2 protein-coding genes are annotated in these 2,672 nt (G+C 37.9%); one reads left to right on the forward strand and one right to left on the reverse strand.

Going from position 1 to position 2,672, the window contains the following annotated elements; genetic code table 11:
• Nucleotides 1-459 precede the first annotated feature (459 nt).
• Nucleotides 460-1,392: a hypothetical protein gene (locus BUB91_RS20560; RefSeq protein WP_073101316.1), complete on the reverse strand. Its 933-nt coding sequence runs from the start codon at nt 1,390-1,392 to the stop codon at nt 460-462.
• A 223-nt stretch (nt 1,393-1,615) separates the two neighbouring features.
• Here BUB91_RS20560 and BUB91_RS20565 point away from each other — a divergent pair, with 223 nt between their 5' ends.
• Complete coding sequence (locus BUB91_RS20565) at nt 1,616-2,179, forward strand: DUF4494 domain-containing protein (RefSeq protein ID WP_073101318.1); 564 nt, start codon at nt 1,616-1,618, stop codon at nt 2,177-2,179.
• The last annotated feature ends 493 nt before the right edge of the window (nt 2,180-2,672 follow it).

A 2,672-nucleotide genomic window follows, 5' to 3' on the forward strand; every position in this document is an offset into this window, starting at 1 on the left:
AAACGCTCCTTTCACCTATAGTTTTAACCAAAGTCTACTGAGGCCGTTTGCAAGTATATTCATGTGTTACGAAAAAGTTTTTTAGACTGGTACTATATTCCTTGTAGGAGTTATATATTATATATATCTGAAGGGATTCCTGTTCTTTTGCCTTGATACCAAAGAACCAACCCCGAACTTCGGGGTTAGGTTTACAGCAGGTTCTTTAAATTTTATGTTCACTTCACTGCCTGCGCTTAACTCGGCCGCTGGCCTCAAACAGAACCGCTTGCTGCGCTGCGTTTACTGCAAATTTTACGAGAACCTCATGATAGGCCATTACTGACGTTTTAATAGGCATTCTTTAGAATAGGTAACAGAGTTAAACTGATTACAAATTCTTTTGGCTCAAAATGTATTCTAAGCTGCTGTGAGTTTTATTTTTTAGCGCTCTTTTTCTTCAGTATAGCAAAAAGTACATTATGGTAGCGCTACTCTAACCCCATTTTTCCAATAGCAAGCTTTATAGGAAGCTTGATCCCTACCTGTAGATCCACATACATAAACATCTGTTCCATCTATATAAATTCCAGTTGCTTGAGCATCGTCTTCCAACTCTACCAATTCTTCATTTTTCCAGTAACAAGCTGTGTTTCCGGTACTGTTACTGTCATTTTTATTGTAATACCCAACGGCATACACATCACCCTTGTTTACTGTAATCTGATTTACTTCACCAAATAAGCTTCCTAATTGTATCAATTCGGTATTTTTCCAATACATCGGGAATGGCATTTTTCCGCCTACATAAAAGTTGTCTTCATCAACAAAAACGCAACTTACTCCTCTAAAGAAAGCATCTTGCGAAACGGGTAATTCTACCACTTCGGCACTACCATCCCAGAAGAATGGAATATCCGGACGAAAACCTGCTCCGGCTTCCGTTACGACTTCTTCGCTGAAGTGTCCACAGAAATAGGCTTGCTTTTTATAGAAATGAATGGCTGACAGGATGCCGGGATTTGAAATTGTGGTGGTCTCCAAATTGCTGTTTTTAAAATAGCCAATAGTACCAGCTGCTTTAAAAGCTCCCTGATTGAAACTGTAGAGATCAGCTTGCGCACTTGATGTTTTGCTTACAAAGGCTTTGCGAAATGCATCGTCTACAGTGCCACGATACACGGAACCTGTTTCTAAAGCAGCGACAAAAGTGGTTGAATCTACTGCACTATGATCGATCCAATATGTAGTGGTTCTGGTGTTTGAAAATTCGACACCACTACTTAACACTTTTTCATTATTGATGAAAATTGAATTGGCAAATGAACCTTTTATTTCAGGAGTTGTATCATCATCATTTGAACAGGATGTTGCAACGCTAATCAATATTAGAATAAAGAATTTTTTGATCATGATACTTTTGTTTTACTATTAAGATGGTTCTCTACACTTTTGGTTGCGTCAAAATCAGAAAAAAGAGGATACTAACAGCACAAAACTCAAATCATTTTTTCTTTAATCCACTCAGCTTAAAACCGCTACCTATTTTAATTGATTTTTGTGAATATCTATCTGCGTTTTATACTTGTTTGGCTTGTGTGAAATTCTATTTTTGACGTCCAAAAAATTTGAAATTATGAGTGCAACCTGGTATGAATGCAAGGTGAAGTATAGAAAAACAGACGAAACTTCTGGAGCCCGCAAAGTGAAAACGGAACCTTTTCTGGTAGATGCGATATCCTATACTGAAGCAGAAACTCGCATCACTGAAGAGATGAGTGTTTACCTGAGTGAAGGTGAAGAAATTTTAATCACCAATATTAAAGTGGCTAATTATGCGGAGATTCATCCGTTTGAAAACGCTGATCGCTGGTTTAAGTCTAAAGTTTCTTTAATTGCTTTTGATCAGGAAAGTGGAAAAGAGCGTAAAACCAATCAATACTTGCTGGTTCAAGCGAATGATGTTAAAGAAGCTTTTGAAAATACAACGCACGTGATGCGCGACACCATGGGCGAATACAGTATTCCTGCAATTTCTGAATCTCCTATTATGGATGTGTTTCCGTATTTTACCGGTGAAGAGGAGGATGCAGAACGTGCTGAAGAATTTATGCGTTTAAAAGATTCTGTACCGGTAGCTCATGAAGAAAATGAGACCTTTGCTTTAGAAGATTCTTTAGTTGCTGAAGAGGAAGCATAAATTGAGTACTAGAGTATAAAAAAAGTTGCTAAATCAGCGACTTTTTTTATACTCATATGCTGTTCCTTTTTTTAGCTCAGTTGAGTAAAGAAAATGAACAGAACATGCTATAGAACTTATAACTTCTATTCATGTTCTTTTGTCTTGATGCTAAAGAACCAACCCCGAACTTCGGGGCTAGGTTTACAGCAGGTTCTCTAAATTTTATGCACTCCGCTGCATGCGCTTAACTCGGCCGCTGGCCTCAAACAGAACCGCCTGCTACGCTACGCTCCCTGCAAATTTAACGAGAATCTTCTGATATGCAGATTCAGATGTTTTGATAAACTTGAACTTCTATTTGTATTTCTGTTCTTTTGTCTTGATGCCAAAGAACCAAAAGATCAAGGCTGCAGTAGACTTTGGAAACTATCACGGTTCACTCGCTATATTCTGGAAAGGAGGCTTACACCATAAAAATGGTTTGAATACATTTTATGAATTTGTCTGTCCA

Source organism: Leeuwenhoekiella marinoflava DSM 3653, assembly GCF_900129005.1.
Taxonomy (GTDB): domain Bacteria; phylum Bacteroidota; class Bacteroidia; order Flavobacteriales; family Flavobacteriaceae; genus Leeuwenhoekiella; species Leeuwenhoekiella marinoflava.